The 26491-nt window shown below is 59.3% G+C and carries 24 protein-coding genes; 17 read left to right on the top strand and 7 right to left on the bottom strand.

What is annotated here, in order from left to right:
• Positions 1–227 precede the first annotated feature (227 nt).
• The 6 genes from AC1DLT_RS11075 to AC1DLT_RS11100 form a co-directional block, all read right to left on the bottom strand.
• A complete protein-coding gene (locus AC1DLT_RS11075; RefSeq protein WP_038544820.1) occupies positions 228–974 on the bottom strand; it encodes a ribonuclease activity regulator RraA in 747 nt (248 codons plus the stop codon).
• 22 nt (positions 975–996) lie between these two features.
• Complete coding sequence (locus tag AC1DLT_RS11080) at positions 997–2160, bottom strand: mandelate racemase/muconate lactonizing enzyme family protein (RefSeq protein ID WP_477486752.1); 1164 nt, start codon at positions 2158–2160, stop codon at positions 997–999.
• A 32-nt stretch (positions 2161–2192) separates the two neighbouring features.
• Positions 2193–3290 (bottom strand): ABC transporter ATP-binding protein, encoded by a 1098-nt coding sequence (locus AC1DLT_RS11085; protein ID WP_038549571.1) that lies wholly within the window; start codon positions 3288–3290, stop codon positions 2193–2195.
• Between the two features lie 10 nt (positions 3291–3300).
• Positions 3301–4191: a carbohydrate ABC transporter permease gene (locus AC1DLT_RS11090; protein ID WP_477486753.1), complete on the bottom strand. Its 891-nt coding sequence runs from the start codon at positions 4189–4191 to the stop codon at positions 3301–3303.
• The gene (locus AC1DLT_RS11095) at positions 4188–5147 is read right to left on the bottom strand and encodes a carbohydrate ABC transporter permease (RefSeq protein ID WP_247135825.1); all 960 of its coding nucleotides are present in this window, start codon (positions 5145–5147) and stop codon (positions 4188–4190) included. Before AC1DLT_RS11095 ends, AC1DLT_RS11090 begins: the two co-directional genes overlap by 4 nt.
• A gap of 73 nt (positions 5148–5220) precedes the next feature.
• Positions 5221–6699, bottom strand: coding sequence for an ABC transporter substrate-binding protein (locus tag AC1DLT_RS11100; RefSeq protein ID WP_038544812.1), 1479 nt, complete (start codon positions 6697–6699; stop codon positions 5221–5223).
• Between the two features lie 207 nt (positions 6700–6906).
• Between AC1DLT_RS11100 and AC1DLT_RS11105 the strand changes: the two genes are divergently transcribed.
• From AC1DLT_RS11105 to AC1DLT_RS11120, 4 genes are all read left to right on the top strand, one after another.
• On the top strand, positions 6907–7617 hold the full coding sequence (locus AC1DLT_RS11105) for a GntR family transcriptional regulator (RefSeq protein ID WP_247032247.1): 711 nt from the start codon (positions 6907–6909) through the stop codon (positions 7615–7617).
• Between the two features lie 54 nt (positions 7618–7671).
• A complete protein-coding gene (locus tag AC1DLT_RS11110) occupies positions 7672–8838 on the top strand; it encodes a mandelate racemase/muconate lactonizing enzyme family protein (protein ID WP_477486754.1) in 1167 nt (388 codons plus the stop codon).
• A gap of 68 nt (positions 8839–8906) precedes the next feature.
• Positions 8907–10268 (top strand): mandelate racemase/muconate lactonizing enzyme family protein, encoded by a 1362-nt coding sequence (locus AC1DLT_RS11115; protein ID WP_477486755.1) that lies wholly within the window; start codon positions 8907–8909, stop codon positions 10266–10268.
• A gap of 17 nt (positions 10269–10285) precedes the next feature.
• Complete coding sequence (locus AC1DLT_RS11120; protein ID WP_477486756.1) at positions 10286–11485, top strand: mandelate racemase/muconate lactonizing enzyme family protein; 1200 nt, start codon at positions 10286–10288, stop codon at positions 11483–11485.
• 113 nt (positions 11486–11598) lie between these two features.
• Here AC1DLT_RS11120 and AC1DLT_RS11125 read toward each other — a convergent pair whose 3' ends face one another.
• Positions 11599–12591: a LacI family DNA-binding transcriptional regulator gene (locus AC1DLT_RS11125; protein ID WP_477486757.1), complete on the bottom strand. Its 993-nt coding sequence runs from the start codon at positions 12589–12591 to the stop codon at positions 11599–11601.
• Positions 12592–12804: 213 nt separating this feature from the next.
• Between AC1DLT_RS11125 and AC1DLT_RS11130 the strand changes: the two genes are divergently transcribed.
• The 13 genes from AC1DLT_RS11130 to AC1DLT_RS11190 all read left to right on the top strand — a co-directional run bounded on the left by AC1DLT_RS11130 (position 12805) and on the right by AC1DLT_RS11190 (position 26489).
• Positions 12805–13752: a sugar ABC transporter substrate-binding protein gene (locus AC1DLT_RS11130; protein WP_038544801.1), complete on the top strand. Its 948-nt coding sequence runs from the start codon at positions 12805–12807 to the stop codon at positions 13750–13752.
• Positions 13753–13863: 111 nt separating this feature from the next.
• Positions 13864–14985, top strand: a complete 1122-nt coding sequence (locus tag AC1DLT_RS11135) for an ABC transporter permease (protein WP_038544799.1) — start codon at positions 13864–13866, stop codon at positions 14983–14985.
• Positions 14986–14987: 2 nt separating this feature from the next.
• On the top strand, positions 14988–15788 hold the full coding sequence (locus tag AC1DLT_RS11140; protein ID WP_038544798.1) for an ATP-binding cassette domain-containing protein: 801 nt from the start codon (positions 14988–14990) through the stop codon (positions 15786–15788).
• Between the two features lie 19 nt (positions 15789–15807).
• A complete protein-coding gene (locus AC1DLT_RS11145) occupies positions 15808–16611 on the top strand; it encodes a TIM barrel protein (RefSeq protein ID WP_173426755.1) in 804 nt (267 codons plus the stop codon).
• 62 nt (positions 16612–16673) lie between these two features.
• Entirely contained in the window at positions 16674–17672 is a 999-nt protein-coding gene (gene iolG, locus AC1DLT_RS11150; protein ID WP_477486758.1) for an inositol 2-dehydrogenase, read from the top strand.
• Between the two features lie 13 nt (positions 17673–17685).
• Positions 17686–18804 carry a Gfo/Idh/MocA family protein gene (locus AC1DLT_RS11155; protein WP_477486759.1) on the top strand — a complete coding sequence of 373 codons (1119 nt, stop codon included), beginning with the start codon at positions 17686–17688 and terminating at the stop codon, positions 18802–18804.
• A 225-nt stretch (positions 18805–19029) separates the two neighbouring features.
• The gene (locus tag AC1DLT_RS11160; protein WP_477486760.1) at positions 19030–19731 is read left to right on the top strand and encodes a GntR family transcriptional regulator; all 702 of its coding nucleotides are present in this window, start codon (positions 19030–19032) and stop codon (positions 19729–19731) included.
• Between the two features lie 304 nt (positions 19732–20035).
• Positions 20036–20893, top strand: coding sequence for a sulfurtransferase (locus AC1DLT_RS11165; protein ID WP_477486761.1), 858 nt, complete (start codon positions 20036–20038; stop codon positions 20891–20893).
• Positions 20894–21143: 250 nt separating this feature from the next.
• Complete coding sequence (locus AC1DLT_RS11170; protein ID WP_477486762.1) at positions 21144–22706, top strand: ABC transporter substrate-binding protein; 1563 nt, start codon at positions 21144–21146, stop codon at positions 22704–22706.
• 124 nt (positions 22707–22830) lie between these two features.
• Positions 22831–23841 carry an ABC transporter permease gene (locus AC1DLT_RS11175; protein ID WP_477486763.1) on the top strand — a complete coding sequence of 337 codons (1011 nt, stop codon included), beginning with the start codon at positions 22831–22833 and terminating at the stop codon, positions 23839–23841.
• Between the two features lie 2 nt (positions 23842–23843).
• Entirely contained in the window at positions 23844–24683 is an 840-nt protein-coding gene (locus AC1DLT_RS11180) for an ABC transporter permease (protein ID WP_477483252.1), read from the top strand.
• An 8-nt stretch (positions 24684–24691) separates the two neighbouring features.
• The gene (locus AC1DLT_RS11185; protein ID WP_477486764.1) at positions 24692–26077 is read left to right on the top strand and encodes an ABC transporter substrate-binding protein; all 1386 of its coding nucleotides are present in this window, start codon (positions 24692–24694) and stop codon (positions 26075–26077) included.
• A gap of 31 nt (positions 26078–26108) precedes the next feature.
• Positions 26109–26489 carry a VOC family protein gene (locus AC1DLT_RS11190; protein WP_477483157.1) on the top strand — a complete coding sequence of 127 codons (381 nt, stop codon included), beginning with the start codon at positions 26109–26111 and terminating at the stop codon, positions 26487–26489.
• Positions 26490–26491 lie beyond the last annotated feature (2 nt).

The raw sequence follows: 26491 nt of genomic DNA on the forward strand, positions 1-26491 counted from the left end.
CCACGGGATCTGTACGGAAGCGGACGAAGATGGTGTTTTACTGATCCCGAACCTTGATACCGGCCTCGGCGGCCGCTTCGATAAAAGCCTGTCGAGCTTAGGGGAGATCATCCAGCTCCGCGTTCGATCTCTGCGCCAACACGAGATTACTTTCCGAATGGCCGATGCGCATGGCCGGGCCTGGTGACACCCCGGAAATTCGCCGCCCGCCTGGGGTAATCCATTGGCTAAGCTGGTCCCAAGCGGTTTGTTTTGCGCCACTCTTCGTACTCTCCGCGGGCATCGTCATGCAGCGGATAGTAGCGCTGCAACGACCCACCCTCCATAAGCTTCTCGCGCGAGAATTCTTCCCATTCGTGATGCTTTTGTGCCTCTTCGATTACCTTCGAGGCCATTGAAACCGGAAGCACCACCACCCCGTCGTCGTCGGCGATGATAATGTCGCCGGGAATGACCGTGACGCCGCCGCAGGCAATCGGAACGTTGACGGCATTGGGGTAGATGCTGGTCTGGACATGGTAGTTGGGCGTCCAGCCGCGCAGCCAAAGGGGGAGATCCAGTTTCTCGACATTGGGCCGATCGCGCATGCACCCGTCGATCACGATGCCAGCGCCGCCTCTGCCTTTGAAATAGGTCGACATCATATCGCCGAAGACCCCGGAACTCATATCGCCACGCGCATCGACCACGACTACATCGCCCTCCTGCGCGTGATAGAGCACGTGCCGGTGCAACTGCGTCTCCGGATCGGCATATTCTCCTTCGTTGAAGAGATCCGGCCGCTGCGGCATGAATTGAAGCGTCAGGGCTGGCCCGACGATCGACTTCCCGCGATTCTGCGGCACGGGACCAACCATGTGCGGATTGCGGAAGCCCATGTGGCCAAGCGTGCCGGCAACCGTCGCGGCGCCGATTTCCTTCAGTGCGTCGATCAGGTCCTTGGACGGTCGCGTGATATCGGGTGTCTGCGTCATTTTAGGCTCCGATGGATGAAAACTACCAGTTCGTGACAGAACCGTCGCGGCGCTTCAGGTGAGGCGCTTCCCAGAAACGAAAGCTCTCCGCCTTGATCGCCTCTTCGTTGACCTCGACGCCGAGCCCCGGCAGATCGCTGACCGGATAGTCGGGGCCGACGAGCCGCGGTTGCACGGGGAAGAAGTCGGAATTATCGAAGCCCAGCTTTGCTTCGGGCGCCCTGGTCTCGAGCCAAGCGAAATTCGGTACCGCGGCGGCGAGATGGATGGTCGCGGCCGTGCAGACCGGGCCGAGGGGATTGTGCGGCATCAGGTCCACATAGTGCGCCTCGCTCCAACCAGCGACCTTCATTGCTTCGGTGAGCCCGCCCACATTGCAAACATCGAGCCGGTTGAACTGATGGATGCCGCGCTCGATGTAGGGCAGGAACTGCCACTTGCTGGCAAACTCCTCGCCGATGGCGAACGGGATGTCGGTCATCGTGCGCAGGGATTCGTAAGCCTCCGGTGTCTCGTCCCGTATTGGTTCCTCGAGGAAATCAAGCACGCCACGGCCGAGTTTGTTGCAGAAGCTCGCCGCCTCTGCCACCGACAGCCGATGGTGATAGTCGATGCCGAGGACGACGTCATCGCCAAGCGCTTCTCGCGCCTTGTTTAGCATATTCGCGGTAGCGCCGATCGACTCGCGGGGCTCAAAAATGTCCTTGTTGTTTTGCCCGATGGGGAAGAAACGGATCGCCTGCCACCCCTGCGCGCGTAGTTCGCGGGCTCGTTCGATGGCAATATCGCCCTCGGCCTCGTCACCGGTCGAAGCGAAGGTAGGAATGCGGTCGCGCTGCTTACCGCCCAGCAGTTCGTAGACCGGCACCCCCAGCGCCTTGCCTTTGATGTCGTGAAGGGCAATGTCGATGGCGGAAATCGCCGCCTGCAGAACGCGCCCGCCTTCGAAATATTGGCTGCGATAAACTTCTTGCCAGATCCGACCAATCTGCATCGGGTCGCGGCCGATGAGAAACTCGCGATAGTGCTCGATCGCACCGGCCACGGCCTTCTCGCGACCGCTCAAGCCGCTCTCGCCCCATCCGAAGATGCCGTTGTCGGTCTCGACCTTGACGAGCATCTGGTTGCGTATTCCGATCCATACCGGATAGGGCTTGATAGCGGTGATTTTAAGCTTCGTAGTCATCTACACCCTGTTTCACACGTATCTGGCCTGTCTCAGCTGGCCATGAGGGCCATTTCTGTTTCGCCGTCGAACAGATGCATCCGCTCCTGGTCGAACTCGAGCCAGATCGGTTCGTCGGGCGCGACGGCAATGGTCGGCGGCACGCTGACGTTGACGATGGCGCCAGACAGGAACGCCTGTACGAAGGTGACGTCTCCGGTCGGCTCCACCGTGTAGGCCTTGGCAGGAACGCTTCCTGGCACCGCACTCTTGTGCAGCTTGATCGTCGAGTGGCGTGCGCCGAGCACGACTTTCTTGGTGGTTGCCGTCGCGACCTTCCGGGCGTTGTGTGGCGAGAGCTCGAGGCGCCAGCCCTCCGCGCTTGTCAACACAGTGTCGCCGCTCGCCGTTGATGCCTCCAGCGGAACAAGGCTCATCGCCGGGCTGCCGACAAAGCTGGCGACGAACATGTTCACCGGATGTGCAAACACCTGCGCCGGTGAAGCGTATTGCTGCAGGTAACCGCCGTTCATCACCGCCATTCTGTCCGCCATGGTCACGGCTTCGAGCTGGTCGTGCGTCACATAGATGATCGTTGCCTTGAGGTCCTGATGGAAACGCTTGATCTCCGAACGCATCTGCACGCGCAGCTTCGCGTCGAGGTTGGAGAGTGGTTCATCCATCAGGAATACCGCCGGATCGCGGACGAGGGCACGGCCGAGCGCCACGCGCTGCTGTTGCCCGCCCGAAAGTTCGCGTGGCTTGCGCTCGAGCAGCTGGGTCATGTCGAGCACGCGCGCTGCTTCCCTGACCTTCTTGTCGATCTCGTCCCTTGGCAGTTTGCGCATCTGCAGCGGGAACGCCAGATTTTTGTAGACCGATTTCTGCGGATAGAGCGCGTAGTTCTGGAACACCATTGCGATGTCCCGGTCCTTGGGGTCGAGGTCGTTGACCACCCTGTCGCCGATGACGATGTCGCCAGATGTGATGGGGATGAGCCCCGCCACAAGATTGAGCGTGGTTGTCTTGCCGCAGCCTGAAGGGCCGACGAGCGCAACGAATTCGCCGTCGTTGACCGTCAGCGAAACATTGTTGACAGCTTTGAAGCTGCCATAGGTCTTGACGAGATCATTGAGGACCACGTGGGCCACCGGCAACTCCCTAGTGCTTGACTGCGCCTTCCGTGAGGGCGCGTACGAAATATCGTTGGAGGAGGAGGAACAGGACCACGACGGGCACGCTCATCATGAAGCTCGCCGCCATCAGGCCCGGAAAGTCCGTGGTATTTTCCGAGAAGAAGCGCTGGATGCCGACCGGCAGTGTCAACTGTTCGTTCTTGGAGAGAAATGTGTAGGCGTAGATGTACTCGTTCCACGCACCGATGAAGGAATAGATCGCCGTGGCGATGATGCCCGGCGTCGAGAGCGGCATCACGATCAAGACAAAGGCCTGGAACCGCGTTGCCCCGTCGATGCGCGCCGCCTGCTCGAGCTGCACAGGGATATTGTCGTAGAAGCCCTTGAGGAGCCAGATTGCCAGCGGCAGGCCGAATGTGAGGTAGGTGAGAATGAGCGACCCATGCGTGTTCACTAGCCCGATCGCGCGCATCAGGATGAAGAGCGGCACGAGAAAGATCACCGCCGGAAACATATTGCGAAGCAAGACGGCGAAGAACAGAAAGTTCCGACCCGGGAAGGTGAAGCGCGAAAACGCATAGGCCGCAGGAACTGCCACGATCACCGAAAGGATAGTCGTGGTCGTGGAGACGAAAAGGCTGTTCCAGAAGAAACGGAGGAAGTCCTGGCCTACGCTATTTTGCGGGTCGAGGAGCTTTTCGTAGCTGGCAAGGGTCGGTTGGTCAGGCCACCATTGCGGCGGGAATTGCATGGCTGCGAAGCCGGACTTGATCGAGGTGATCAGCATCCAGATCATCGGCAACGCGGTGTAAAGCAGCATGAACGCGAGGAAGATGCGTCCGCCCCACCGCCATCCGTCGATGCGCACACGGCGACGGGCCTGGCTTCGAAGAGCAGTCTCGGCAATCGTGCTCATGCGCTCCCATCCTTCCGCTCGTTGCCGCTTAGCGCACGGACGTAGAAGTAGCCGAGCGACATCAGGATCAGGAACAGCAGCACTGAATAGGCCGATGCCACTCCCCAGCGCTGGCGGCCAAAGGCAAGCTCATAAATGTGGGTGATCCAGATATGCGATGCGTTCGACGGCCCGCCGCCGGTCATGATCCAGGGGATGATGAAGGAATTGAAGTTGGCCACTGCCAGCAGAAGGATCGTCACTGTCGAGACGTTTCTCAGGTGCGGGAAGGTGACGTGCCAGAACCGCTGCCATGCATTGGCTCCGTCGACTTTTGCCGCGCGCAGCAACTGATCGGGTACTGTTTGCAGGCCAGCCATCATCATGATCATGGCAAACGGAAACTCCCGCCAGATATTGACGACGATCAGGGAGGGCAGCACCGTGTTGACGCTGTCGATGAAATTCGGCGGTCGGTCGGCCAATCCCAGGCCGACCAGCACCGCACCGATAATCCCAAAGTCCGAATGGTAGATCCATTTCCAGATATAGGACGCGGCGACCGCGCTGATGACCCAGGGAATGATCAGAATGGCTCGCAGGATGCCACGGCCGACAAAGTCACGATGGAGCGCCAGTGCGCTGGCAAATCCGAGGACAAATGAAATCAAAGTAGATCCCACTGTCCAGACAAGCGTGTTCCGGGTGACCGTCCAGAACACCGGACTTGTGAGGATGGCGGTGTAGTTGTTAAGGCCGACGAAAATCTTGTCCCGGAGCTGCAGGCCAGGCGGTGTATTAAAGAACGAAAGCTCGATCGTGTAGTAGATCGGATAGGCTATGACGATGAGCATCACGGCGATTGCAGGGAGCACATAGGCGTAGTCGGCGCGATGCGCCCAAATCTTTCGCAGCAGACCGGACCCTTCGGGTCGCAGTCTGCGGCGGGTCTCGGCCTTGCCAGTCAAGATCGTCACGGTGCCATGCCCCCATTTTTCGGAACAAACCGGCCGCAGCCTCAGCGCGGCCGGTCAGATCGTCAGGCATGGACTAAAGTCCGCCGGCCGTCAGGTTTTTTACCTTCTTGGCTGCGTCTTCCGCTGCTTGGTCAACGGTCATGGCGCCGGTCAGCGCATTCTGCAGCATGTCCGGGACGATGATGTTCATGATTTCCGGCGACTGCGGCAGCGCCGGGAACGGGATGCCGTAAGGCAGCATGGAAGTCGTGACATCAAGGAACTTGATACTGTCCAAGCGTTCCTTCATCCATTTGGTCTTGAAGCCGTTGAGATTTCCCGGGTTTGAGCCGGCATAGGCCATCTTCAGCGACCATTCGGGGCTCGCCCACATGCAGCCGATAGCCTTTGCAGCCGGCTCGTCTACCTTGCCGCCCTCGACATATTCGGGCTTGAGGATGTGAATGTTCGAGCCGCCAAACACGACGGCACGCTTGCCGTTCGGGCCAGTCGGGATCAGACCGTAGCGCATGTTGTCGATGACGGTCTGCGCCTTGTCCTTGTCGGTACCCGTCGTCTTCTTCTGCAAGTCGAGCATGACGTTATAGTCGGACGGGTGCGAGACCATCATGGCGAGCTGGCCAGCGAGGAAGAGTGGCTGATTATCCGCCTGCTGATTGGTAAGCGCCGAAACCGGAACCGACTTGTCGCGAACATACATGTCATAGGAGGCTTGCAGCGCCGCCTTGCTCTGCGCGCTGTTCAGCTCGACCTGCTTGTAAGTCGGGTTCGCGTTGGCCTCGTCAAAAACGCCGCCGCCATAGGCCCACAGCTGCGGCATGAAACGGTACGGTGTATTGCCGGCATTCTTGCGCGCCACCAGGCCGTAACCGGCAATGCCGAGCTTGTCGTGGATCTGCTTGGAATATTTGACGACATCGTCCCATGTTGCCGGAGCCTTGTCCGGATCGAGGCCCGCGCGCTTGAAGATGTCGGCGTTCCAGATGAACGCCATCGTCTCATTATTGGTCGGGATACCGTAGGTCACGCCCTCCCAGGTCACGGCCTTCATTGCACCGGGCCAGAAATCATCGGTCGCGTACCCGATATCCTCGGGTTTGAGCGGCCGCAGATAGCCCTTCGAGGCGAATTCGGTGCCGCCCAGGATTTGCAGGCGAACCGCCATGGGCGCCGCATTGCCAAGGAGCGCGGTCCGGAACTTGTCCAGCAGGTCGTTATAGGTGAGGGCTTGATCCTCGAGCTGGATGTTCGGATAGGTTTTGCGGAAGGTCGCGAAGAAGTCCTTGTAATACTGGCGCAAGAGGTCGGGGTCGCCCTCGAACACACCCTGATACCAGAACGTCAGTCGCCCCTTGTAGTCGAGCGGGGTGACTTTAGCGCAGTCGGCCGCCGTGTCAAAATCCTGTGTACCGGCAATGGAGCGCACATATTGCGGCGACCACTTGCTCAAGTCGACCGGCGCACCCAGCGCAGACGCGGACATCAGCGATACCAGTAAAGCAGTGGACACAGTGCCGCGCACGACAGCACCGCCGAGTGAAGTACTCGTCATAGGTATCCTCCCAGATTTCTCCCATGCCGCTCTGTGTGAAGCGAGCGGTCTTTGCTCCCCGGCCGTGGGACTTTCCACCCAATGTATCCCTTCGACCATATCATACGTTTTCAGATCACAGATTACCTGTCAACTAAAGAAATCGTACATTGTTTATGGAAGCCTTGCGTGATATCCGAGCAATCTGTGTATTGATTGGGGATAGCTTTGGCCGTTACGAGTGATTTTAAAGCGCAGCCACCCGAAGGGATCGACGCCATCGGGGCCTCCAGCGAAGGCGCGTCGCTTTATCAACTGATCAGGGACGACATTATCGAAGGGCGGCTCGCTGCCAACGAGCGGCTTGTGGTCACCGATCTCGCCCGGCGCCACGGTACCTCAACCAACCCCGTGCGCGAGGCTCTGCAACTGTTGCGCGGGGAGGGCTTCGTAACCTTCGTTCCCAACCGTGGAGCGCGCGTCCGGCCTATAGATCAGGATTTTGTTCGGGACATCTACGAGATAGGAGTCCTGATCGAGCCGGCACTGACGCGATGGTTCGTGAATATGGCCACCGTCGAGGACATTGCTGAACTCGAACGCATCCAAGGCCTGATTGAAGAGAACGACTTCGCCGATACGTTCAGGCACAGCGAGTTGGACACTGCCTTTCACACCGTAATGTACCAGAAGCACTACAACCACCATGCCGCCGAGCTTTGGTGGAAGCATCGCGAAGTGCTTCGAGCCGTGAGCCGGCGTTTCAACTTCACGCTTGCCCGGCGTGCCGCGATCCTTAGCGAACATCGCGAGCTCATCGCACATGTAAAAGCGGGAAATGCGAACGAGGCGGCCGAACTCATCGCACGCCATGTCGAAGGCTCCGGGCGGCACATCCTCGAACACATGCGTGCGCGTAGCGCCGCTTGGGCAGGATAGAATTCATAGCCTTGAACAACGTCATGACGACCACTTCAGATAAAGGCAGTTGAGATGAAAATCACCAGCGTTCGGCCGTGGCTAATCAGATCCGATGCGTCTTATTGGGGAGAGTATCTGTTCGTCGAAGTGACGACCGACGAGGGGGTGAGCGGCTGGGGAGAGATCACCACCACGACAAAGCTCGCCAATCGCGCTTTGTGCACGATCCTGCGGCAGATCGGTGACGCTTTGACAGGCGAGGACCCGGCACGTATCGAGTATCTGTGGCACAAGATATTCCGCAGCTTCACCTACATGGGCAGTCGTGGCGCCGCAGTCGAATGCGTAAGTGCCATCGACATAGCCCTTTGGGACATCCGAGGCAAAGTTCTGGGTCAGCCGATTTACGAGTTGTTGGGCGGGCCGGTACGCGATGAAATCGCGCTCTACACCCATCCCAACCAGGCCAAGTTTACCAGCAAAGAGGCTGTGGTTCGGGAAATTCGGGACATCGTCGAGTCCGGCCACACTGCGCTCAAGTTCGATCCTTTCCCCCACCAGGGCCGCACCGCCGATGGACAATCTCGCGAACAACGGGACGGCTACCTCGATGGCAGCATGACCCGCAAGGATGAGCGCGAAGCCGCCGAACTCACTGCTCTGATCCGCGAAACGGCGGGCTCTGATGTCGACATCCTCATCGATGCGCATGGCCGGTTCGACGTTCCCACCGCCATTCGCCTTTGTCGGAGCCTCGAGGAAGCTGGTCAGATCGACTGGTTCGAGGAGCCCTGTCCACCGGAGAGCCTCAGCGCTCTCAAACAGGTCCGTGAGAAAGTCAGCGCCGCCATCTCGTGGGGCGAGCGCGGCCACACGAAGTGGGATTTCGTGCCGGTGCTCGAAAACAAGCTCGCCGACTACATCATGCCGGACGTCACCTGGACCGGCGGCATTACCGAACTCAAGAAGATTTCCGCCCTATGCGAAGCCTACTACATCCCGGTCTCGCCGCATGACGCCGCAGGGCCGATCAACGTGGTTGCGGGAGCACAGGTGATGATGACCGTTCCCAATTTCTACAAACTTGAAACGTCAGAGTGGAACCTGGGCAAATACGATCACCTCATCGACAGACCACTCGATGTTTCGAATGGCAGCCTCAAGCTTACGCCTAGGCCTGGTCTCGGCGTTGAAATGAACCGCGACTACCTTCAAAATCACGAGATAGAGCTGCACTAGCTAACAACGCTCTACGCCGCCTCAGCGTGCGTGACGACGAGCACCGCCGACCAGAACGAGGATAAATCATGCCAGAAGCAAATGGAGCCGACGAGGCGCTCAATCGGGTGAACACGCGTTCCAAGCCGTCCGACCTTCGCATCACCGACATGCGGGTAGCCGAAATTGTCGGCGCGCCGTTCACCTCGGTGCTGCTGAAGATTTACACTAATCAGGGCATTGTCGGGCTTGGCGAGGTGCGCGACGGTGCCAGCGCCACCTACGCGCTGATGCTGAAGAGCCGGTTGCTTGGCGAGAACCCTTGCGACATCGATCGCCTGTTTCGACGGATCAAGCAGTTCGGCGGGCACGGCCGGCAAGGCGGCGGCGTGTCGGCGGTCGAAATCGCCTTGTGGGATCTTGCCGGCAAGGCCTATGGCGTCCCTGTCTACCAGATGCTCGGCGGCCGGTTTCGGGAAAAAGTGCGCGTCTATTGCGATACCGACGCTACCGTGCCGAGCGGTACCGAGACCGGTAAGCGCCTCAAGCAGCGCATGGAGCTCGGATTCACTTTCCTCAAGATGGATTTGGGACTGATGCAGATCGCGGATGTGCCCGGTGCGGTCGTGTCTCCTGCCGGCTCACTTGAAGGGTACCGCCACCACCCCGGTCGCGGCCCGCTGAAGACCATGGAAGAGCGGCGCCTCCGCAACGCTGTATATGATTTGCATAACGTCCCGCACCCGTTCACCGGCCTCCACTTTTCCGACAAGGGCCTCGACTTCCTCGAGCAATACATTGCCGAGGTTCGTGAGGTCATCGGCATGGATGTGCCGCTTGCGATCGACCATATCGGCCATATCTCCATGCAGAACGGCATTCGCCTTGCCAGGCGAATTGAAAAATACGTGCCGGCCTGGCTCGAGGATGTGATCCCATGGCAGTATACCGAGCAATATCGACAACTGCAGGACGCCACCACGGTGCCAATCTGCACTGGCGAGGACATATACCTCAAGGAAGGCTTCGAGCCTCTGCTTAACAGCGGCGGCGTCGCCGTTATCCACCCGGACCTGCTCACCAGTGGGGGTATTCTCGAGACCAAGAAGATCGGCGATATGGCGCAGGACCGGGGTGTCGCCATGGCCATCCACATGGCAGAAAGTCCAATCGCAGCAATGGCTGCGGCACATGTCGCGACCGCGACCGAAAATTTCATGGCACTCGAATACCATTCCGCCGATGTCGACTGGTGGGACGATATCGTCACCGGCCTTCCCAAGCCGCTGGTGAAGGACGGCTTCATCACCGTTTCGGACAAGCCGGGCCTGGGGATTGACGACGTCGTCGACGAGGTGATCTCGCAGCATCTACAGCCGGGTGTCGCCGGCATTTGGCAACCTACGGATCACTGGGACGATGAGTATTCCTGGGATCGCACCTGGAGCTGAGGCGAAAAGGAACGAAGATGAAGATCACCGATCTCCGCTGCGCCGTTATCGGCAGACATCCGATCGTCCGTATCGTTACGGACGAGGGCCTCTATGGCTTGGGTGAGGTCGAATTTACAAAATCCTATCTCAAGCCCTGGGTGCTGCATTTCCGCGAGGCGCTGATCGGCGAGGACCCGACCGACGTCGAGAGAGTCATGCTGAAGATCCGCCAACGCGGCTCTTTCAAGCCGTACGGCGCGGCGGTGAGCGCTATTGAGCATGCGCTGTGGGATATTGCCGGCAAGGCCGCGGGCGTGCCCGTCTATAAACTGCTCGGCGGCAAGGTGCGGGACAAGGTGCGCGTCTACAATGGCTCGGTTCGCCGGACACGCACGGGCGACCGGCCGGAGGATTACGCCGCTGACGTCAAATGGATGATGGAGCAGCCGCAGAACTTCTTCATGGTCAAGCAAGGAATCTCGTTCCACTCCAACATGAAGGACACCGTCGAGGACTTCCACTACGGCGTGACGCAGAAGAAGGCCGGCTATCACGGTGCCATGGATCAGGGCGTGATCAGCGAGCGTGGTTTCAATCACATGCTCGACTGCGTGATCGCGATGAAGGAAGTGCTGGGCGACAAAGTCAGCCTGGCGCTCGACTGCGGCCCGGGCTGGATGTTGCCCGATGCGATCAAGTTCGCCCGCGCGGTCGAGAAGTACAATTTGATGTGGCTCGAGGACATGCTGACCGGCGACTACGTGCCGTGGGTCAATCCGCAGGCCTATCGGGAGCTGACAACCTCAACCTCGACACCAATTCACACTGGGGAACAGATCTACCTGCGGCACAATTTCAAGGAACTGATCGAGACGCAGGCGGTGCGCGTCATCGGCCCAGATCCAGCCGATATCGGCGGCATTGCCGAGCTCAAATGGGTCGCCGAGCACGCCTACATGCACTCGATCCTAATGGCACCGCACGGCACCGCCAACGGCCTGCTGGGGCTTGGCGCGTTGATCAATGTCTGCGCCACGTTGCCGGCAAATTACGTCGCGTTCGAATATCCGACCGCCTCCGACCCCTGGTGGGAGGACCTGGTAATCGGCTTGCCGCCGCAGATCGTCAAGGACAGCATGGTGGACCTACTGGAAGCGCCGGGTCTGGGCCTCGATATCGACCCTGAAGGGGCCAGGAAATATCTCAGGGAAGAGGATGCGGGCTTTTTCGACTGAACTTCCCTCCATCTGCCGGCATGGCACAGACCGTCGGTGAACTGACCGACGAGGGATCGCCGGCGTTCGAGGCTGCCATTCCGATCCTGTCGCGAGGTCGCATTTGTCGAATGCTAAGCAGTTGATCTTGAGATAAGTTTCCCCCTGAAGCATTTGTTTTCTCGTGGCTCTCTCCCGAGTATCATAGACAGGATTGCCGCTACCATTTCGATAGCGGGCTGCTCGTATGTCGTCAGGTCATAGGCAGGGGAGGCGGCGAGGGGAGTATTGTCGAAACCGGCAATCGCAATATCATCCGGAATACGGAGTTTTAGGGTGCTGCGGACGTAATCGATCGCGCCGAAGGCCAGAGCATCGTTTTCACACATGAGAAGATCCGGCCATTGCTCGCGTGGGGTCTCCTGGAACAATATCCTTGCGGCCTCAAATCCGTGTCCTGAACTGTAGGACGCCGCCGAAGCACCAAGCACAGGCTTGGAGCCATGGGCTTCCCAGAAAGCGTTGAACGCGCGGCGTCGGCCCAACGCGGTGGAAAGGGTTTTGGCGCCGGACAGAAAAGCGGGACGTCGATATCCTTTAGAATAAAAATACTCGCATAGTTCTCGCATCGCCAGCGGCGTATCGCATGTGATCGCGGGGACATTCGGTATCTGGCTATCGCGGGCCAAAACGTAAAGCGGGGCCCCGCCCTGTATCCGATCGTCCTCCAGCATCTCCGGTCGGAACGCCGTGCCGAACAAGATGATGGCATCGACTTGACGCTGGCCGGCATCCAACAGCGCCTGCACGTGGTCGAAATGTTCATTGATGTTGATAAGGACCGTCAACAAGCCTTCTGACTGAAGTTGCCAAGTCAAAATCTCGAGAACTGGCAGTTTGTGTGGGTTCTTGAAATCATCGACCAGGATCGCGACCTGGTGTGTCAGGTTGGTCGCCAAGCTGCGTGCCAGCAAGTTCGGCCGGTAGTTCAGGCTCTCCGCGGCCTCCAGAACCCTCAATCGACTTTTTTCGGCGATCGAAGCCCCCGGCGTAAACGCGCGAATGACGGTCCACTTCGAGACACCTGCAGATCGCGCCACATCTTCCGCTGTAACTCGCTTCGCCATACTGACCTCACCTGACCTATCGCGTGGAATGGATATTCCGTTGTGCCGAAAATTGGAATTATTGAGTTGACATATTGAAGCCAACTGATATGAATTTTACGGTTGCTACCGGTAGCAAAATCTATTGCGGCCTAGCAATGGAAACGGCGGGGGGAGGTCCACGTCGGATAGAGGAGCGACGCAGGCTTAGCCGCGTCAATGGGAGGAAAGAGCATGAAATCGCTTATCAAGAAACTCGCGCTCGGCGTTTCGATCGTTGCAGCCGTTGCGGGTGCTGACAGTCTCGCATACGCAAAAGATATCAAGATCATCGCCGTCACGCATGGCCAAGCAAACGATCCCTTTTGGTCGGTGGTCAAGAATGGCGTGACAGCCGGCGCCAAGGATGCCGGCGTTCAGGTCGATTATCGCGCGCCTGAGACATTCGATATGGTGGCTATGAGCCAGCTGATCGACGCTGCGGTGAACCAGAAGCCGGACGGGCTGATCGTGTCGATCCCGGATGCTTCGGCTCTCGGACGCTCGATCGAAAAGGCGGTGGCTTCCGGTATTCCGGTGATTTCCATCAACTCCGGGTCCGATGTTTCCAAGAAACTCGGTGCCTTGCTGCATGTCGGTCAAGACGAGTACGGTGCAGGTAAGGCTGCCGGTGAAAAGCTGAAACAGATGGGTGGCAAGACCGGCATCTGCGTCAACCAGGAGGTCGGCAACGTCTCGCTCGACCTGCGTTGCAAGGGCTTCTCGGATGGCTTCGGCGGTACTGTTACCGTGTTGCCGGTGTCCAATGATCCGGCCGAAGTTCGCGCCAAGGTCAAAGCGTCACTGAGCGCCAACAATGCTATCGATACCATCATGGCTCTCGGTGCAAGCACCGCCGGCGAACCTTCGCTCGCAGCCGTCAAGGACGCTGGCAAGACCGGCAAGGTCAATGTGGCGACCTTCGATCTTTCGGCCAATTTCCTGAAAGCGGTTGCCGCCGGCGAAGCTGCCTTCGCGATCGACCAGCAACAGTTCCTGCAGGGCTATTTGTCGACCGTCTTCCTGGCCAATAACGCGAAATATGGCCTCATCCCCGGCGGCAACGTTCCATCGGGTCCGAATCTGATCACCAAGGATAAGGCGGCTCAGGTCGTCGAACTGTCGGCGAAGGGCATCCGCTGATCCACCCCCTGTCGCGTTAGCGTGTCGGCCGCTCCTTCAGCAGGAGGGGCTGCCGACCAACCCTACGCGTTGTCTGCATGGCTGTGGCGTGCGACGCCCACGGGAGGAACCATGACTGAAATTAGCAAAACTCCAGCCGCATCGATAAAATCTGACGAGCGCCTCAAGAAGGTCAGTGTCCTGACAAGCCTGATGCGGCGCCCCGAACTTGGCGCAGTCGCGGGCCTCGTCATGGTGGTGATCTTTTTCTTCTTTACCGCCGATGCCTCGATGTTCTCGTTGTCGGGAATGATGACCATCCTGGCGCCGGCATCCCAGCTGGGGATTCTTGCCATTGCGGCGTCCATGCTGATGATCGGCGGAGAGTTCGATCTTTCCATCGGCTCGATGGTGGCCTTCGCCGGCCTGATTTTCGGTGGCCTGCTGGTCAATTTTGGTCAGCCACTTTGGATCGCGATCCTATTTACCTTGCTCTTCGCAGCTCTGCTGGGCGCCGTGAACGGTCAGATCGTCATCCGCACCCGGCTTCCCTCGTTCATTGTCACCCTGGCTTTCCTGTTCATCCTGCGCGGACTGACACTTGTCGGCCTCAAATGGGCGACCGGCGGATCTACACAGCTTCGCGGTATCAGCGAAGCCGTTGGAGACACCTCCATTGCCGGCCTGTTTTCAGGCCTCGCCTTCCAGGGTTTCTTTGCCTGGCTTGCCGAAAACAACCTGATCGAGAAATTCGACAATGGCATGCCAAAGGTCGCGGGCGTTCCTGTCTCCGTGGTCTGGTTCGTCGGTCTTGCCGGCGTTGCGACGTGGGTCCTGCTGCGCACCCGGGTCGGAAACTGGATCTTTGCCGTCGGAGGTGATGCCAATGCCGCTCGAAACTCCGGTGTACCCGTCGATCGCGTCAAGACCGGGCTTTTTGCCTTGACCGCATGCGCGGCTGCTCTCGTCGCCATCATCACGGTGCTGGATGCCGGATCGACGGACGCGCGACGCGGTTTCCAGAAGGAGTTCGAAGCCATCATCGCAGCCGTCATCGGAGGAAGCCTTCTGACAGGCGGTTACGGCTCGGCCATAGGTGCCTTTTTCGGAGCAATCATCTTCGGCCTCGTCTCCATCGGCCTCACCTATACGAAGTTCGACTCTGACTGGTTTCAGGTCTTTCTCGGCACCATGCTGCTGCTTGCCGTCCTCTTCAACAACTTCATTCGCCGCAAAGTTACAGGGGAGCGCTGAGCATGGCCGACATCCAATCCAATTCACCGGCCCCGATCATCGAAGCCAGGGACATCGTGAAGCACTATGGCTCCGTCATTGCGCTCTCCGGGATCTCGATGAAGGTGCTGGAAGGTGAAGTTCTCTGCCTGCTCGGAGACAATGGCGCCGGCAAGTCGACGCTGATCAAGACGCTGTCCGGCGTGGTCAAGCCTTCCGGTGGCGAACTGCTCGTCGATGGAAAGCCAGTCACGTTCTCCAGCCCGCGCGATGCGCTCGATGCTGGCATCGCCACCGTCTATCAGGATCTGGCCATGATTCCGCTCATGTCCGTAACGCGCAACTTCTTCATGGGGCGTGAGCCACGCAAGGGTATCCCGCCCTTCCGCTACATCGACTTCAAGCATTGTGATGCTGTGACGCGGGAGGAGATGCACAAGATCGGCATCGACGTGCGTGATCCGAACCAGGCGGTCGGAACCCTATCCGGCGGCGAACGGCAATGCGTGGCGATCGCGCGTGCGGTCTATTTCGGGGCGAAGGTTCTCATCCTCGACGAGCCGACATCTGCGCTGGGCGTGGCACAGACGTCCATGGTTCTCAAATACATCAACCATGTGCAGCAGAAGGGCCTTGGGGTCATCTTCATCACGCACAATGTGCGCCACGCTTTCGCGGTCGGCAACCGCTTCACCATCCTCAATCGCGGCAAGACGCTGGGCACCTATGCCAAGAGCGAGATTTCCATCGATGAGCTTCAAAACATGATGGCCGGCGGCAAAGAGTTGCAGGCGCTCTCCAACGAGCTCGGCGGCACCATCTAATTCACGAAACGGGATTGTAATGATGACAGAAGAGCATGCACATCCGGGGCCCTTCACGCTGGCTGTCTGTGCAGAAATGGTTTTCCGCTCTTTGCCGTTCACGGAGCGGCTGAAGCGGATCACCGAGCTTGGCTTCGTCGCCGAGATCTGGGACTGGACCAAGCATGATATTCCTGCTCTTGCCCGGTCCGGCGCGACGTTCTCGTCGATGACGGGGTACATCACCGGCACGCTCGCGGACGATGAGGGCGCCGATGAACTCATCAGGACGGCGCGTCTGTCTATCACCGTTGCCAAGGAACTCGGTTGCCCCCGGCTCAATTTGCACGGGACGGGTCTCGACGGGCAGGGGCTGCCGGTGCTCAAGTCGGAGGGCGTCACTGGCGCGATGTGGCTGAAGGCACGCGACACCCTCAATCGCATCGCGGATCTCGGTGAGGAAGAAGGCGTGACGTTCGTTCTTGAGAACCTCAACGAAGCGGTCGATCACCCGAAAACGCCGTTCGCCAAGGCCGCCGACACGATCGCCCTGGTCTCTGCGATCAATCGTCCGTCGCTGAAGCTCAATCTCGATCTTTACCACGCCCAGATCGGCGAAGGGAATCTCATCGAGCTCTGCCGTCGGGCGCTGCCATTCATCGGCGAAATCCAGGTGGCGGATGTGCCCGGCCGCATGGAGCCCGGCACCGGAGAGATCAACTACCCGGCCATCGCCCGTGCGCTGAACGCCATGGGCTATACGGGCGTCATCGGGCTCGAGGCCTGGCCGGCCGAGGACGACGAGCTGGCGCTGAGCCGCTTCCGCCAAGCCTTTACCCTTTAACACTCTCCTCTCTGCGCGGCCGTTTGTCAGGCGCGTGCGATCACATGTCAGAAGGAACGAAAATGCTGAAAGTTGGTCTTCTCGGTGCAGGGCGGATTGGAAACGTCCACGCCAAAGCGATCACGTCCAATCCCGGAAGCGCGCTGGTCGCGGTTTCGGACGTCAACACGGACGCCGCCACAAAACTCGCGTCCCAGTATGGAGCAGAGGCTGCTTCCAGCCTCGACATCCTAAACGATCCCGCCATCGACGCTGTGCTTATCGCCACATCGACGGACACCCATTCGGACTTGATAGAGGCAGCGACGAAGGCCGGCAAGGCGGTGCTGTGCGAGAAGCCCGTCGATCTCAGCCTCGAACGGGCCCGCGCCTGCCAGACCGCGGCGGCGGCTACGGGCAGACCGGTCATGATCGGTTTCAACCGCCGCTTCGATCCGAACTTCGCGGCGCTCAAGGCTGCCGCGGACCGGGGCGATATCGGCAAGACGGAGCTTCTGTCGATCACCTCCTTCGATCCGGCGCCGCCTCCGGTGTCCTACATCAAGGTTTCCGGCGGCCTGTTCCGGGATATGATGATCCACGACTTCGACATGGCCTGCTGGATCTTCGGCGGCGCGCCCGAGACGGTGACGGCCATCGGAAGCTCGATCGTCGATCCCGAGATCGGTGCGGCGGGCGATGTCGACACCGCCGCCGTCACGCTCAAGTTCGCCGATGGCCGCATCGCCGTCATCAAGAACAGCCGTCGCGCGGTCTACGGATACGATCAACGCATCGAGCTGCTGGGCTCCGACGGGCTGCTGTCCGCCGGCAACATCCTGGAGAACACCATCACCAAGTCCACCCGGGACGGAGTGACGGGCGCCAAGCCGGAATTCTTCTTCCTCGAGCGCTATATGCGCGCCTATTCCATTGAGTGGAATGCGTTTGTCGATGCCATCACGTCCGGATCGGCACTGCCCGTTTCGCTGGATGACGGCGTCAATGCGCTTGCGCTGGCGGAAGCGGCGACACGGTCACTCGCGTCGGGGCAATCCGTCAGCCTCGCCGAAATACTCTAGGCGAGGATTTAACGTGAACACACTTGGCATTGGACTGATTGGCACGGGGTATATGGGGAAGTGCCATGCATTGGCATGGAACTCGGTCGCGGCCACTTTCGGCACGGACATCCGACCGCGCCTCGTTCATCTCGGCGAGGTCAATGAGACCCTTGCGAAACAGCGCGCCACCGAATTCGGTTTTGAGAAATCCTCGGGTGACTGGCGTGCCGTAATCGATGATCCCGACGTTCAGATCGTTTCAATCACCTCGCCGAACCAGTTCCACAAAAATATGGTGACTGCGGCGCTCGATGCGGGAAAGCATGTCTGGTGCGAAAAGCCCATGTCCACTGGGCTGCAAGACGCCGAGGCTATGCTGATGGCTGCAGAGCACACCGATCGTCTTTGCGTTCTTGGTTACAACTACATTCAGAGCCCCGCATTCAGGCAGATCGAAACGCTGGTGAAGAACGGTCGGATCGGGCGTGTCACCAATATCCGCCTGGAGATGGACGAGGACTTCATGGCGGCGCCGGACATGCTGCATTCGCTCAAGCATCGGGCCGAGTCCGGCCATGGAGCACTCGACGATTTTGCCGTGCACCCCTTGTCTCTGTTGCAGCGCCTGTGCGGTCTTCCTGTGGAGGTCATGGCCGATGCGGCGCGTCCCTACGAGACGCTGAAGGATGCTCATGGTGTTGATAAAAAGGTGGAGACCTTTGATATCGCCTCCGCGCTGATGCGTTTTCGGGACGGGCTAACCGGAACGTTGATCGTCAATCGGTCTGCCTGGGGGCGCAAGGGACGGATCGCACTTCAGATTCTCGGAACAGAGGGGTCCATCCTTTTCGATCAGGAGCGGGCCAACGAATTCCAACTGTACCAACGCTCGGACGAGGCAGAAATACAGGGTTTCCGGACCGTCCTGATCGCGCCCATCCACACACCGTACAATCACTTCGTACCCGCACCCGGCCACGGCCTTGGCTTTAACGAACTCAAGGTTATCGAGGCCAACGAGATCCTGAAGGCGCTGAGCGGCAAGCCCGCGAGGCTCGTGGATTTCTCGGACGGCATCCAAATCGAGAGAGTGGTTCACGCCATGGCCCAATCACACGCCAGCGGCAAGTGGACCAGCACATTCGGCTAATGCAGATCGCCCGAAAGCGTGCAGCGATTTCGGCGCCAGAGGGGCGTGTTGCGCAAAATAGATATGCCACGTAGTATACTACTGACGTGGCATGTATCGAAACATGCTGGTCGGGATTGGCGCAATCGAATTCCATGTTAGAAATCATCGCCCGTCTTTTCGGCACTGGAGACAAATCCATGGCCAGGCAGAGGCGTTGGGGGCCGCGGGGGTATGGAGAGAGATGTGAACAGGACTGGCAGGTCGGCGGTTTCATCTGAAAAGCGTGGGAAATCGCTGACGGAGCAGGCCTATGCGATATTGCGTGAGCGCGTAATAACGGGTGTACTTCCGCCTGGTGTGGACGTTTCCGAGCCGGAACTGGCCGATCAACTGCAGATGAGTAAGACGCCGGTGCGGGAAGCGCTCGCGCGGCTTTGCGTCGAAGGGTTGATGGAGGCTTTTCCCCGTCGCGGCTATCGGGTTACTCCGGTGACCCTGAAGGATATGGACGACCTTTTTGCAGTTCGGGGCGTTCTCGAAGGGACCGCAGCGGCTCTGGCCGCGCAAAGCCTGACTGAAGACGAACTCGATGCGCTCGATCGGCTGGCGGATGCCAGTTACGTCGTCGGTGAAGATGTCAGCACCAAAACGTTCGTGACGTCGAACGAGATGTTTCATTCCGCGATTGCGCAGGGGTCGCGCAATCCGCGTCTGCATTCGCTGGTGATGAGTCACCTGGAGGAATGCGCTCGGCTTTTCTACATGGGAACACGAATCCGCGACATTAGTCCGGAGACGATTAACGACCACCATCGTATCGTGGCGGTTCTCAGGCAGCGTGACAGCGAGAAGGCCCGGCTTGCGATGATCGAGCACAACGAGAATACCCGCAAGGGGCTGTTTGCGGCGATGGTCGCCAATCCGCAGCCAGGCATCTCGCTTTAACGGGCTGTTTCTGGCGTTTGAGATGTCAGTTCTGCTTCATGACTGCGGGCGGCTGAAGATCTGCACGCGCGAGCCTACCTCGACGATCTCTCCCAGATACACGACCGCCACGCGATGGCTGGCACGTTCCACTACGGCCATATCTGCCAAGTGACCCAACTCCCCGGGGCTTCGTGGAGCGGAAGCGAGCGGCTCTAAGCATATCGGTGTTTGTAAGATATTACGTAAGATATTTCATCTTGCCAAGGAGGTTCGAATGAAGGAGGATAATTTCAAGGAGTGACCATTTCCGGGAGATGGTGTCATGGCCGATGACATTCGCAAATCAGTTCTTCTTACGCCGCTCGACCTAAATGGGTTGCGCAAATCCGGCGCGGATGTGACAGTTCTGGCAGTCCATTCGATCAACCCTTATACCGGCCAACCGTCCTTCAAGGGACAGCGGATCGAAGGCGCGGTCGATACGGAAGCCTATTCCGATTTTCAATCGCCACCCTCCGCGGAGGGTGGGCAGCGCCCGCTTCCCGAGATCGATATCCTGCAGGAAAAGGCGCGCCGATGGGGGCTGCGGCCGGAAAGCACGATCGTCATCTATGACGGGGACCGCAGCATGACGGCTGCCCGCGCCTGGTGGGTGCTGAAATGGGCGGGCCTGCCGGATGTCCGCGTATTAGACGGTGGGTTTCCGGCCTGGGTATCGGCCGGGCTTCCGACGACGGACGCCGTTACCGCTGTCCAGCCGAGCACGATTGTATTGTCGCCGGGGCACATGCCTGAGTTTGACGCCAGCGATGCTCTTCGCTTCGGGGAAGAGGGAATCCTTCTCGATGCGCGCATTCGGCCTAATTACATCGGTGGTCCCGTTGCGGAGGGTCAGCCTGCGCGGGGCCATATTCCGCATGCGATCAGCGCGCCTGCCCCAGATAACGTTACCGACTACGGCAACTTCGCCGACAGCGCTACGCTGAGGGAAATGTACCGCGCTCTCGGCGTCGACGGCTTTTGCGACGTCGGCGTTTATTGCGGTGCCGGCATGTCGGCCGCACACACCGTGCTTGCGCTTGCCGCCATCGGACTACCGGCGGCGATGTATCCCGGATCGTGGTCCGCATGGGTTTCAGATACGACGCGTCCCGTGATTACGGGTGCCGATCCTTTCTGATGAAGGATGCTCAAACGGCGAGCGTTTTTGGCGTGAAATTCTCCTATTGTGGCCGGTTGTAGAGAGGGGACCGCTCATTCGGCACAAAAAATATGCGCAGATATTCTTTGTCTAAAGCAGCGCCACTTCGACTTTACAGGCTTAAATTCGATTGATATATCTCGTAGTATATCAGTTGGGTGCAGGCGCTGATTGATGCGATATACGGGAACGGGTTCCAAAGAGCCCATGGCCAGAGAAGGGTCGTAGCATGAATATCTGGAAGGGTTTTGCGGCAGCGGTGGTCGCCGTGCCGCTGATATCGGCAGGCACATACGCGCAGGCTCAAGATCGGTCGAAGACGCTTGTTGTTGCGGTTCCTTCCGATCCGGTCGGCCTCGAGCCCGGCGGCAACAAGGCGGAGCCTGTCGGCAGCGAAATCATCCTCAACGTCTTCGATACGCTGGTCGCCTGGACGTCGCCGGAATTCAAACAGCTCGAAGGTCGCCTGGCGACGAACTGGACCATTTCCGCCGACGGCAAGGAATTTACCTTCAAGTTGCGGGATGGTGTCAAGTTCCAGGACGGCACACCTTTCGATGCGGCGGCGGTGAAGTTTTCGCTGGAGCGCACCAAGGCTACCAATTCCTACGTCAAGGCGACGTTCGACCTGATCAAGGATATCGCCGTCGTATCCCCGGCTGAGGTGAAGATCACGCTTTCCGCCGCTTACCCGGCCTTCCTGTCCATTCTCGCCCAGCCGCAATCGGCCATCGTCAGCCCCGCGGCCGTGCAGAAATTCGGCGACAAGTTCGCCGCCAATCCGGTGGGTACCGGTCCGTTCGTCTTCAAAGGGGCGCAGGCCGATACGAATGTCGTTCTGGAAGCCAATCCGGGCTATTTCCGTGGTGCCCCAAAGCTTTCGAAGATCATCTATCGCGTTATTCCGGACGCCTCCACCCGCCGTCTGGAGCTTGAGAGCGGCGGTGTCGATATCGTCCAGCAGCAGGGTCAGCTGTCTGCAATCGCCGCCGAGGACATCGAGGCGCTGAAGAAGAACAAGGATATCAAGATCCTCGAGACGTCGAGCCAGATCATTCGTCAGCTCGAATTCAACAACAACAAAAAGGACGGCCCGTTCGCCAACGTCAAGGTACGCCAGGCGATTACGCATGCGATCGACTACGACGGCCTGCTGAAGGGCGTTTTCGGCGGCACGGCCGAACGCGTCTATGGTCCGCTGACCACGAACAGTTGGGCCTTTAACCCGAAGATGAAGGAACTGGCTCCGAAATACGATCCGGCGCTCGCCAAGAAGCTGCTGGCGGAGGCCAAGGTCGATCCATCGAGCCTTGACCTGAAGCTCTACAGCTTCCAGGGGCCGCTCTGGGGTGCCGTTGCCACCTTCGTGCAGGCGAACCTTGCCGATATCGGCATTAACGCCACAATCCAGCAGACCGAGTTCCCGGCGCTGCGTGCGCTGCAGACTTCCGGCCAGTTCGACGTTGCGCTCGACGGGCGCCAGCCGTGGTACAACGACCCTGACGCCCACATTACTATCGGTTACCTTTCTTCGCTCGCCAGCACGGCCATGACCTTCCGCATGCCGGAAGATAAGGTGCTCGATGATCTTATTCTGAAGGCTCAGCAGACCTCCGACCTGGAAGCCCGCAAGCAGCTTTACTTCCAGGCGCAGGAAGAGATCGCCAAGAAAGTCCCGGGCGCCTATCTGTTCAGCCCCAAGCTGATCGTTTTCCAGCGTGCCAACGTCGAGGGCCTTGTGGTCAACAGCGCGCCCCCACTCAACGAATATTGGTCCGTCTCCAAGAAGTGATAGTCTTCTCCCAAGACTAAGGCGGGCAGTCTTCGGATTGCCCGCCTCCTTGCTTTCCCCGTTCTGGCACGACGGGAAGGTGTCTATCCGCCGGTGCGGGCGGCTTTGCAATGAGTTGGAGAGCATGGCGAGTTTCATCATACGCCGCCTGATCGCGCTGATACCCGTCATGTGCATCGTGCTGGTGATTGTCTTTTCACTGGTCCGGTTGATACCCGGCGATCCGGCCGTGACGCTGCTCGGTCCGGGTGCTACGAAGGAGCAGATCGACGCACTGCGTGCCCAACTCGATCTCGATCAGCCTGTGGTCCTGCAATTTGCCAACTACGTATTTGGTCTGTTGAAGGGTGATCTCGGTTTCTCCCTGAAGTCAGGCCTGCCCGTGACAGGCGAAATCCTGACGCGCCTGCCGGCGACGATCGAGCTTTCGGTTCTGGCCGTCATCGTCGCCATCATCTTTGGCATTCCGATCGGGGTGCTGTCGGCCGTTCGGCCCAACTCCATCTTCGACCACGTTACCCGGGTCGTCTCGCTGGTCGGGGTGTCGATGCCTGCCTTCCTGCTGGCGCTTATCCTGCAGCTGATCTTTGCGACCTATCTCGGCTGGCTGCCGGTGTCGGGACGGATGAGTTCTTTTTTGACGGTAGAAACCGTGACCGGTTTTGCCGTTCTCGACGGCATCATTACCGGTAATTTCGCGGCGGCATGGAGTGCGGTCCAACATCTCATTCTGCCGACTGCGGTGCTCGCCTCGTTTCTCGCCGCCACGCTCGGCCGCTTCGTGCGCAATACCATGCTCGACGTGATGGGTGAGGACTTCATCCGCACCGCCAGGGCCAAGGGGGTGCGGCGTTCGAGTGTCGTGCTGAACCACGGCCTGCGCAATTCGCTGCTGCCGGCGATCACCGTTATCGGGTTGAAATTCGCGGAAATGCTCGGCGGTGCGATTCTGACCGAGACGATCTTCGCCTGGCCCGGCATCGGCCGCTACATGTTCGAAGCGATCAAGAACCGGGACTATCCGGTCATCCAGGGCACGACGCTGGTCTTCGCCCTGATGTTCGTCCTCACGTCGATCATCGTGGACCTGCTCTATGGAGTCCTCGATCCGCGCATCCGCCGGAAGATGGGGTGATCATGCGTGAACTGCTGATCTTCTTGCGACGCAATAAGCTGGCGGTGGTCGGCCTCGTCATCTTAGTCGCCCTCGTAGGCCTGATCACCATCGGTCCACTGGTCTCGCCCTATACGCCGACCAAGCTCGATATCCTCCACAAGCTGGACGCGCCGACACTTGCTCACTGGCTTGGTACCGACGCTTTCGGCCGCGATGTACTGACCCGCATCATGTATGGTGGCCGAGCGACGCTGACCATCGGCGTCGGCGTGGTCGCCATCGCCTTCGTGATCGGCGTCTTCTTCGGGATGCTGGCAGGCTTCGTGGGAGGTTGGCCCGACAGCATCATCATGCGTATCGTCGACGCCATTCTGGCTTTCCCGGCGCTGGTCCTGGCGATCGCGCTTGCCGCGGCTTTCGGGCCGAGCCTCCAGAATGCCATGCTAGCTGTTGCCATCACGCTGGCGCCGCAGTTCGCGCGGGTCGCGCGCAGCCAGGCGCTGAGCATTTCCGTCAAACCCTATGTGGAGGCTGCAGTTTCACTTGGTCTGCCGACCCATCGAATCCTGCTGCGCTACATCTTCGTCAACGGGCTTGGGCCCTTGCTGGTGCAATCGACGCTGGCGCTCGGCAGCGCCATCCTGCAAACCGCCAGCCTCGGCTTCCTGGGTCTCGGTGCCCAGCCTCCGCTGGCCGAATGGGGTGCTGACGTTTCCGCCAACCTGCAATTCGTCCGCAGCGCCGCCTGGGTGGCTCTTGCTCCCGGGATGGCGATCCTGCTGGCCGTTCTGTCGTTCAACCTGATCGGCGATAGCCTGGCGGATTGGTTCAATCCGCGTCGCCGCAACGAACTCGATTGAGGTTGCCCGTGAGCACGCTTACCATCAGTCTGGAAAAAGTGGATTTCCTGCCGCCAACGCGGGTCACCGATGATACCAGCGTGCTGACGCTGAAGAACCTCGTTTTCGAACCGCTGCTGAAATGGGACGACGGTTTCGTGCGGCCGGCGCTGTTCGACCGCTGGACCCACTCGGCTGACGGCCGCGAATGGCGTTTCCATATCCGCGAAGGCGCGATCTTCCATGACGGCAAGCCCTGCGTGGCGGAAGACATCATCGGCTTCCTCGATGGCATCCTGGAAGCCGTCGATACGTTCGGCATGAAATGGTCCTATGCGCGCTACCTCAAGGATGCGCGCATCACGGCGGAAGGCCCGGATGTCGTACGTGTCGAAAATCCCGATCCTATCGCCGATATCCTCGACATCTTTTCCGAATTCTACATCTGCCGTTTCGATGCCGCCGGTCGGCCTATCCTCGGTACGGGGCGTTATCGGGTGGTGGAATTCGAACAGCTGAAGCGCGTCATACTGGAGCGGGTGAACGGCGAAGCTGGACCGCGGCGCATCTTGGCGCTGGCGGAAAAACATGCGGAAGCGCGTTATGCTCAGCTCAGGGACGGCAGTATCGATGCAGCACTCAATCTGGAACGGGTGGAAGGCCGCCTCGTGTTCGACACTGCCTTTGACTGGGGCAGGGCGATCAATACGCTGTCGGTCATGTATTATCTGAATTGCAGCCAGGGCGTCTTCCGCTCGGCTCAGGCGCGACTTGCTGTCAACCATGCAGTGAATACCGCAGCGATTGCCGAAGAGATTTTCCACGGTCTTGCCGTGCCGTCCTCGACCATCGTCAGCCCTTTCCATCTCGGTGCCGGCAAGGCGAACCTTGCTCCCATCGGCCATGACCCGGAAAAGGCGAAACGGCTGCTCGACGGCGTCGATGCGGGCGGACCGATCCGGCTGCGCACGCCGACCTTCATGCCCGAACGTTCGCCGGAAGTGAGCCGTTTCGTGGCGGCTTCGCTGGAGGCGGTGGGGCTCGATGTCAAGGTCGAGACGGAGCTCGACCGGCCGGAATATGCGCGCCAGATCGGCCGCAAGGAAATGGGCGACATGGCGATCTTCGATTCCTCGCCGCACAGCACCTACCGTATCCTGAACGACAAGATTTCAGCCAAGACCAGAGCCGTGTGGTGGCAGGGTTACGACGACCCGGAGACCGAGGCGCTGATCGCAGCGGCCAACCACGCAGTCGATGACGCCGACCGGGAACTGGCCTATGCGCGCTGCCTGACCCGGCTTCATCAGAACCCGCCCTGGCTTTATCTCGTTCATCCCATCGATGTCTTTGCGGCGCGTAAAGGCATCGGCGGACTATCGATCGATCACAAGGGCACGCTCAACATTCGCTGAGCCCAACATTCGCAGATCCAAGGATAAGACGATGGAAAAAGACTATTCGATCACCTTCTTCTACTACGAAGACATCCACGCCGTCGCTTCCTTCTACGAGAAGGTGCTCGGCTTCGAACTGGTGCTGGACCAGGGCCTGGCGCGCATCTATCGCATCGCCGGTAAGTGCTATTTCGGCATTGTCGACGGCAACCGCGGCCACCTGAAACATCAGGAAAAGAGCGCGGTCCTCTTGACCATCGTCGCGCAGGACGTCGAAGGCTGGCACAAGCGCATGAAGGAAGCCGGGGTGAAAGGCTTGTCGGATATGCTGCGCGGCACCTATTGCGAACACTTCTTCTTCGAGGACCCGGCCGGCTACGCAATCGAAATCCAGCGTTTCCATAACCCGGATGTCGCAAAATTGTTCTGATG

The sequence above is a fragment of the Neorhizobium sp. 05N33 genome (assembly GCF_056397445.1).

Bases quoted from the DNA above. Each gene is read 5' to 3' on its own strand.
- AC1DLT_RS11075 (WP_038544820.1), bottom strand. From the start codon at position 974: ATGACGCAGACACCCGATATCACGCGACCGTCCAAGGACCTGATCGAC.
- AC1DLT_RS11080 (WP_477486752.1), bottom strand. From the start codon at position 2,160: ATGACTACGAAGCTTAAAATCACCGCTATCAAGCCCTATCCGGTATGG.
- AC1DLT_RS11090 (WP_477486753.1), bottom strand. From the start codon at position 4,191: ATGAGCACGATTGCCGAGACTGCTCTTCGAAGCCAGGCCCGTCGCCGT.
- AC1DLT_RS11100 (WP_038544812.1), bottom strand. From the start codon at position 6,699: ATGACGAGTACTTCACTCGGCGGTGCTGTCGTGCGCGGCACTGTGTCC.
- AC1DLT_RS11110 (WP_477486754.1), top strand. From the start codon at position 7,672: ATGAAAATCACCAGCGTTCGGCCGTGGCTAATCAGATCCGATGCGTCT.
- AC1DLT_RS11115 (WP_477486755.1), top strand. From the start codon at position 8,907: ATGCCAGAAGCAAATGGAGCCGACGAGGCGCTCAATCGGGTGAACACG.
- AC1DLT_RS11120 (WP_477486756.1), top strand. From the start codon at position 10,286: ATGAAGATCACCGATCTCCGCTGCGCCGTTATCGGCAGACATCCGATC.
- AC1DLT_RS11125 (WP_477486757.1), bottom strand. From the start codon at position 12,591: ATGGCGAAGCGAGTTACAGCGGAAGATGTGGCGCGATCTGCAGGTGTC.
- AC1DLT_RS11130 (WP_038544801.1), top strand. From the start codon at position 12,805: ATGAAATCGCTTATCAAGAAACTCGCGCTCGGCGTTTCGATCGTTGCA.
- AC1DLT_RS11135 (WP_038544799.1), top strand. From the start codon at position 13,864: ATGACTGAAATTAGCAAAACTCCAGCCGCATCGATAAAATCTGACGAG.
- AC1DLT_RS11140 (WP_038544798.1), top strand. From the start codon at position 14,988: ATGGCCGACATCCAATCCAATTCACCGGCCCCGATCATCGAAGCCAGG.
- AC1DLT_RS11145 (WP_173426755.1), top strand. From the start codon at position 15,808: ATGATGACAGAAGAGCATGCACATCCGGGGCCCTTCACGCTGGCTGTC.
- iolG (WP_477486758.1), top strand. From the start codon at position 16,674: ATGCTGAAAGTTGGTCTTCTCGGTGCAGGGCGGATTGGAAACGTCCAC.
- AC1DLT_RS11165 (WP_477486761.1), top strand. From the start codon at position 20,036: ATGGCCGATGACATTCGCAAATCAGTTCTTCTTACGCCGCTCGACCTA.
- AC1DLT_RS11170 (WP_477486762.1), top strand. From the start codon at position 21,144: ATGAATATCTGGAAGGGTTTTGCGGCAGCGGTGGTCGCCGTGCCGCTG.
- AC1DLT_RS11175 (WP_477486763.1), top strand. From the start codon at position 22,831: ATGGCGAGTTTCATCATACGCCGCCTGATCGCGCTGATACCCGTCATG.
- AC1DLT_RS11180 (WP_477483252.1), top strand. From the start codon at position 23,844: ATGCGTGAACTGCTGATCTTCTTGCGACGCAATAAGCTGGCGGTGGTC.
- AC1DLT_RS11190 (WP_477483157.1), top strand. From the start codon at position 26,109: ATGGAAAAAGACTATTCGATCACCTTCTTCTACTACGAAGACATCCAC.